This window comes from Nitrosophilus sp., assembly GCF_982775275.1.
In genome coordinates, this window is sequence record NZ_CEXZHP010000092.1 from 1 (window position 1) to 5,659 (window position 5,659).

At 32.7% G+C, this 5,659-nt stretch carries 7 protein-coding genes; 6 read left to right on the forward strand and 1 reads right to left on the reverse strand.

Annotation, left to right across the window (positions count from 1 at the left end):
* Nucleotides 1-196, reverse strand: a 196-nt coding sequence (locus tag AC30RD_RS05560; RefSeq protein WP_489493340.1) for a hypothetical protein, incomplete at its 3' end; no start/stop codon positions are given.
* 145 nt (nt 197-341) lie between these two features.
* Between AC30RD_RS05560 and AC30RD_RS05565 the strand changes: the two genes are divergently transcribed.
* From AC30RD_RS05565 to AC30RD_RS05590, 6 genes are all read left to right on the forward strand, one after another.
* On the forward strand, nt 342-665 hold the full coding sequence (locus AC30RD_RS05565) for a hypothetical protein (RefSeq protein ID WP_489493341.1): 324 nt from the start codon (nt 342-344) through the stop codon (nt 663-665).
* A gap of 9 nt (nt 666-674) precedes the next feature.
* Complete coding sequence (locus tag AC30RD_RS05570) at nt 675-2,678, forward strand: chemotaxis protein CheA (RefSeq protein ID WP_489493342.1); 2,004 nt, start codon at nt 675-677, stop codon at nt 2,676-2,678.
* Nucleotides 2,678-3,187, forward strand: a complete 510-nt coding sequence (locus AC30RD_RS05575; RefSeq protein ID WP_489493344.1) for a chemotaxis protein CheW — start codon at nt 2,678-2,680, stop codon at nt 3,185-3,187. Before AC30RD_RS05570 ends, AC30RD_RS05575 begins: the two co-directional genes overlap by 1 nt.
* A 10-nt stretch (nt 3,188-3,197) precedes the next feature.
* Nucleotides 3,198-4,160 carry a chemotaxis protein CheV gene (locus AC30RD_RS05580; protein ID WP_489493346.1) on the forward strand — a complete coding sequence of 321 codons (963 nt, stop codon included), beginning with the start codon at nt 3,198-3,200 and terminating at the stop codon, nt 4,158-4,160.
* An 8-nt stretch (nt 4,161-4,168) separates the two neighbouring features.
* Nucleotides 4,169-4,561 carry a chemotaxis response regulator CheY gene (locus tag AC30RD_RS05585; RefSeq protein ID WP_489493347.1) on the forward strand — a complete coding sequence of 131 codons (393 nt, stop codon included), beginning with the start codon at nt 4,169-4,171 and terminating at the stop codon, nt 4,559-4,561.
* 12 nt (nt 4,562-4,573) lie between these two features.
* A partial coding sequence (locus AC30RD_RS05590; protein WP_489493348.1) for a methyl-accepting chemotaxis protein occupies nt 4,574-5,659 on the forward strand: 1,086 nt, incomplete at its 3' end.

Sequence of the window (5,659 nt, forward strand, 5' to 3'; positions counted from 1 at the left end):
TATCTTTAAATTTTTTAATTTCTTTATAGATATAAAAAGCAAACAAAAAAGAAACAAAAAAAATAGCAATGGGCAATATAAAAAGAAAAAGATTTTTAATATTTTCGCAATTAGTTAATAAAAATACAAAAGAGAATATTAATGATAAAACCGTTAAGCTAGTAATCCATAAAAATAAAGTTTTTTCTACTTTCATAAAAATACCTCTGCTTTTTCCGATAATAGTTTATATAATTGTATATACTTTAATTTAAAATTAAATTTAATTATATGATAATACTTTTAAAAATCTGCTATTTTTACATTTTTAAGTTTATTAAGTTTATTAAAAGAGGATTTTTATGTTTAAAAACAAAGACTTCAAAATTGCCACAAATCATCTAGATCTTTGTATAAATGAAAGTGAAGAGGCGGTTAAAGAAATAATGGAAATTATTAATGAAATTAAAAAATCAAAAGATTTTGATCAAAAAAAACTTGATACGATCATAGAAAAACTTCAATTTCAAGATATTTGTGCTCAAAGATTAAAAAAGGTTCAAAACTTTTTAAAAGAGATAGATAAAAATTACAAATCAAATAATACGGATTTAGAAGAGTTTGCGTGGGAGAATGAGGTTATTCAAGATGATGTGGACGATATTTTAAAAAGTTACGGATTATAAGGATTTAAAATGAGGATAGAATTTAGCGAAGATATGAGGGAGATTTTTGACGAGTTTATGCTTGAGGCAGACGAAATACTTGAAAATTTGGATCAAGAACTAGTAGAACTAGAAAATAACCCATCTGATAAAGAGCTATTAAATAAAATATTTAGAGGTATGCATACTCTAAAAGGAGGTGCCGGATTTTTGGGGCTTGAATCTATTATCGAGCTTGCCCATAAAATCGAAACAGTATTTGATAAATTAAGAAATGATGAGATGAGTTTGGATTCTGATAAAATGGATATTATTTTAGAGGGTATCGATCAACTAAAAAACGCCATTATTAGACTAAAAGAAGAGAGCGAAATTCCAGATAAAGAGGAGCTGCAAGAAATTTTAACGAAACTCGATGACTTACTCGAAGGAAAAGAGATAAAAAATGACTCAAAACCCGTTTCATCCCAAAACGAAGATATTATTAACAATGAAGTGATAAAAGAGCCCCTAAATTCAAACGATAACAATGAGAGTGAATATGAGATAATTTTTAAAGAGGATGTTGATCCTAAAATAAAAGAAATAATAAAAAAATTTCCAAAAATGGGTTTTAAAGAGATTTTGGACGAACTTATTCTTATGCCTCCGGATGAGAGGGATATGGATCTTATAGAAAAAATCGATAAATTAATCTCAGAAGGTAAAGATGTAAACGATTTAATTATTGAGATTAGAAAAAAAGAGGAAAAAACCGAAGAAGAGATAAAAGAGCCCGCAAAACCTCAACCCCCAAAAAAAGAGCTTTCAAAACCGGTTAAAAAAGCTCCTAAAAAGGAAGAGAGTGAAACGATAAGAATAGATATAGACAGAGTCGAAGTATTAATGAATTTAGTAGGTGAGCTCGTTCTTGATAGAAATAGGATAGTAAAACTTGCATCAAAATTTTCTACGATAGATAAAGATTCCGAAGTTGCGGAAGAGTTAAATGAAGCAATAGCCGGTATGAGTAGATCCGTTAGCGATCTACAAGAAGCGGTAATGAAGCTAAGAATGCAACCTGTTAAAAGAATTTTTAGCAAATTTCCTAGAATCGTAAGAGACTTGGCTAAGAAACTTGGCAAAAAAATCAATCTCGAACTTGAAGGAGAAGATACTGAGATCGATAGAAGCATATTAAACAAACTCGAAGACCCTTTGATACATCTTGTTAGAAACTCTATAGACCACGGCATCGAAACTCCTGATATTAGAGCGGCTTCTGGAAAAAGCGAAACAGGAACTATAAAACTATCAGCTTTTCAAGAAGGAGATAGAATCATAGTATCTATCGAGGATGACGGAAAAGGGATAGATCCAAAGATCATAAAGAAAAAAGCTATAGAAAAAGGACTCATCACCGCCGAGCAAGCAGAAAATATGAGCGACAAAGAGATATTTGAGCTAATTTTTCTTCCTGGCTTTTCCACAGCAGAGCAAATTAGCGACGTATCTGGAAGAGGCGTTGGAATGGACGTTGTTGCCTCTACCATTCACTCTCTTAGAGGAACTATAGAGATAGATAGTAAGCCTGGGCGTGGAACCAAAATCACTATGAAACTGCCTCTTACAGTTGCTATTATTAGGACATTGATGGTAGGATCAAACGATAGAGTTTTTGCTATACCTATATTTAGCGTCGCAGAAATCATCCAGTATAATCCGGAAGATATAAAAGATGTTGGACATTACAAATCTTTGATGCTAAGGGATAAAGTTTATTTACTATTTACTTTAAATGAACTTTTTGATCTTCCAAATGACCATAAAGAAAAATTCATAATAATAATAAACGTTGGAGAAAAATCTATCGCAATAGCCGTAGACGAACTTTACGGCGAAGAAGAAATTGTAATAAAACCTCTTGGAAAGTTATTGAGCAACGTTCATGGAATAGCTGGCGCCACTATAACTGGGGATGGTAGGGTTGTATTGATTCTTGATATTAATTCTTTAATTAACGATAAGAAAAACGAACTAACAGGAGTTATCTAATGGCTGAAACCGAAGTATTAGGCGTAAAAGAGCATATCCAAGAGAGTATAAAAAACGAAGAAAGAGTTATATCTTTTAGATTAAATGATGAATTGATAGGAATAGATATAAAAAAGATAATCAAAATAACAAAAAAGTTAGATATTACTCCTGTTCCTAAAACTAAAGATTATATTTTGGGGGTGATAAATTTAAGAGGAAATATCGTTCCAGTTGTGGATCTAAAAAAGATGTTAGACCTTCCAAATGAAGAAAAAGAACAAAATTTTATATTGGTAATAGATTCTGAGCTTGGAAATATAGGCTTAATGGTCGACGAAATTGAAGGGGCAAACACTATAGAACTTGAGGATATTCAACCAACGCCAATAAATGCGATAGGTATAGACTCAAAATATATTACCGGGGTCGTAATGGCAAAAAATGAAGAGAGTCAAGAGAAAAATCTATTGATTTTATTAGATATTGATAAACTCTTTGAGAGCGAAGAGAAAAATCCCGAAGAATAAAAGGGCTAAAATGAATAAAAAAGATTTTTTACCAAAAATTCTTGAAACCGGAGCTAACGAGCTTGAAATTATTGACTTTAGAATGTATGAAGAGTTGCCTGATGGATCTATTTATGAATGGATACTGGGCGTAAACGTGGCAAAAGTCAAAGAGGTTATCCAAAAGCCCCAAAATATATATAAAACTCCCGGTCTCCCACCAGAAGTTGAAGGGGTCGCAAAAATAAGAGAAGATGTTATACCTATAGTAAATCTTGCAAAATGGATGAAAATAAAAGAGCCAAAAGATAAAATCGGAAAATATGTAATAGTTATGGAGTTTTTAAGGGAAATCATAGGAATAGTCATACATGAAGCAAAAAGAATAAGAAGAATAAAATGGACAGATATCAATAAACCCCCGGCAAGTATCGATGAAAAATTGGGTGGAAAAGTTGTAGGAGTCATAGAGGTTGAGGATGGAAAACTTTTGCTTCTTCTTGATTTTGAGGGTATTTTAGATGAACTTGGAATGATAAAAGTTTTTAGTGTCGATGAATCGCAAGAGACTTCAACTTCACAAGAGAAATACAATATCTTAATATTAGACGATAGCCCGGTAGCTAGAAAAATCATCAGACAGATTTTGGAAAAAGATGGACATAAAGTATACGAAGTTCAAAGCGGAATAGAAGGTATAGAGTTTTTAGAAAAAATATATAACGAAGCAAAAAGCGAAGGTGTAGATATTACAGATAAGATTCAATTAATCGTAAGCGATATAGAGATGCCCGGAATGGATGGACTTACCTTTACCAAAAAAATAAAAGAGCATCCAATCTTTTCTAAAATCCCCGTGGTAATTAATACTTCATTATCCGATAAAGCAACCGTAGATAAGGCAAAATTCGTAAAAGCCGACGCACATCTTGTAAAATTTGATACGAAAGATCTACTGCATATTGTTCATCAATATGCTATTAAAAAACATTAGGAGGTTTTATGGCACTGCCAGATAAAAATATAAAAATTTTAGTTGTCGATGATATGTCTACTATGAGAAGAATTATAAAAAATCTTTTAAATCAGTTAGGATACAAAAATATTGACGAAGCAGAAGATGGACTTGTTGGACTTCAAAAACTAAGAAGCGGAAAATACGATTTTGTAGTAACAGACTGGAATATGCCGAATATGACCGGACTTGAAATGGTTCAAGAGATAAGAAAAGATCCAAACCTAAAACATCTTCCTATTTTAATGGTTACAGCCGAAGCGAAAAAGGAAAACGTTATAATGGCTATAAAAGCCGGAGTTAACAACTATATAGTAAAACCTTTCCCTGCGGAAGTTTTAAAAGAGAAAATAGAGAAGATATTTGCCGCAAGAAAATAAAAAGGAGAAAATATGGGCAAAAAGGATTTTGAAAAAAACGAGGAGTGTAAAGAGCTGTTAAAAGCCGCCGAAAAAGAGATAAAAAACGTAAAAAAAGAGTTAGAATTGGACTGGATCGAAGCCGCGCCTAAAATAGCTCAGGCAACTTTTAACGCGTCAATAGTAAAAACCGGTATATATAGATTTAAAAATAGATTTTCCGAATTAAAAGATGGTTTAGAAAACGTAACACAAAAAAGTAACGAAAACCTAAAATATGCTCAAGATCTGCTTGAATCGATAAATCAGGTAGAAGAAGCTCAAAATAAAACAAATGTTTATATAGAAGAGGGCGAAGAGACCCTAAATAAAACAAATCACGACATAATAGAATCCGTTAAAGCTATGGATAACTTAACAAAAACGACCGAAGAGTTAAAAAGAAGAATCAGCGGTATTGATCATGTATTAAACGTAATACTTGAAATCACCGAACAAACAAACCTCCTTGCTCTAAACGCCGCCATAGAAGCCGCTCGTGCCGGAGAGGTTGGTAGAGGCTTTGCGGTAGTTGCGGATGAAGTTAGAAAACTTGCCGAAAAAACTTCAAAAAGTGCTGGGGAAATTAGAGAGGTTACGGTTTCAGTGATGGATGAGATGGATAACACTTCAAAAGTGGTAAATCACGCAAAAAGTATCGTAGAAGATAGCGCCGAAGGGGCATCAAACGTATCAAAAATCTTTAAAAAAATAAAAGACAACTCAAATTCGGTAACCACTCTAATACAAAAACAGGTCGATTTAACAAAAAAACAAGAGAACAATACACAAAATCTCTCTAAAGAGATAGAAGAGATCAATGAGGAATTAACTCAAGTTAGAGAACTATCCCAAAGGCTTGGCAAACAGATACTTGACGCCATAGACTACTCAAAAGAGGGCTATGACATTTTAGCTGAAGATTTTGATGCTCCTTATACAAGAATATTAAACGCCATAAGCGATCATGCAGTCTTTATAACAGAAACAGCGAGAGTTTTGGATGAGATATCGACTAAGGAGTTAAGCGATTTTACAAGCTGTAGATTTGGCAAATGGTTTTATTCGAACGAAGCCTTT

Excerpts from the sequence above, each read along its gene's own strand:
- AC30RD_RS05565 (WP_489493341.1), top strand. The coding sequence starts at position 342 with ATGTTTAAAAACAAAGACTTCAAAATTGCCACAAATCATCTAGATCTT.
- AC30RD_RS05570 (WP_489493342.1), top strand. The coding sequence starts at position 675 with ATGAGGATAGAATTTAGCGAAGATATGAGGGAGATTTTTGACGAGTTT.
- AC30RD_RS05575 (WP_489493344.1), top strand. The coding sequence starts at position 2,678 with ATGGCTGAAACCGAAGTATTAGGCGTAAAAGAGCATATCCAAGAGAGT.
- AC30RD_RS05580 (WP_489493346.1), top strand. The coding sequence starts at position 3,198 with ATGAATAAAAAAGATTTTTTACCAAAAATTCTTGAAACCGGAGCTAAC.
- AC30RD_RS05585 (WP_489493347.1), top strand. The coding sequence starts at position 4,169 with ATGGCACTGCCAGATAAAAATATAAAAATTTTAGTTGTCGATGATATG.